Source organism: Vibrio sp. YT-19(2023), from assembly GCF_033337395.1.
Window position 1 is genome coordinate 1 of sequence record NZ_JAWOQN010000696.1, and the last position, 623, is coordinate 623.

2 protein-coding genes are annotated in these 623 nt (G+C 42.4%); one reads left to right on the plus strand and one right to left on the minus strand.

Annotation, left to right across the window (positions count from 1 at the left end; translation table 11 throughout):
- On the plus strand, positions 1–161 hold a 161-nt coding region (locus R7E78_RS27935; protein ID WP_318058860.1), incomplete at its 5' end, for an NlpC/P60 family protein.
- Between the two features lie 62 nt (positions 162–223).
- Here R7E78_RS27935 and R7E78_RS27940 read toward each other — a convergent pair.
- Positions 224–568: a DUF3802 family protein gene (locus tag R7E78_RS27940; RefSeq protein WP_005453925.1), complete on the minus strand. Its 345-nt coding sequence runs from the start codon at positions 566–568 to the stop codon at positions 224–226.
- Between the last annotated feature and the right edge of the window lie 55 nt (positions 569–623).

Sequence of the window (623 nt, forward strand, 5' to 3'; positions counted from 1 at the left end):
TGGTGTTTTTTAAAACTCGACGAAGCACCTACCACGTTGGAATCTACTTGGGGAACAAGCAGTTTATGCACGCATCAACGTCTAAAGGGGTAATTATTTCTAGAATCGACAACCCTTACTGGGCGTCCAAGTTTTGGCAAGTAAGAAGAGTTACCTTGTAACCCTTCTTATTGTTGGAATAGTGTTTAGCTGAATATTAGGGGGCATACTCGGCATTTGAACATTAGTCGTAAGTGGCGACTGCGGTATCAAATAGGTTTTTCACTAACGCAATGTATTCATCTAGAAAAGCAATCTGTTCGTTCGTTGCTTTCTTGCTCCACACGCCCGCTAGCACTTCACCAAGGTCTTCTACAACGGCATCTGCTTCTTTAAGCAGTTTAAAACGTACGCTTGAGTGAAGCTCAGGGTTTTGCTCAAAGATCGCCATGATGTTTGAAGCAACCATGTCAGTAACCACATCTTCGATGCTTTCGGAACCTGTATCGCCAATTTCCGTTGTGAAAATATCTAGATTAAGCGACAAATGCTCAATGAGAGCGAGATACCCATCGGTTTCTACAACCACTGTTTTTCTCCGTTTATTGCAAGCCTTCGTAGCTGAAAGCGAATTAGTTTCAATA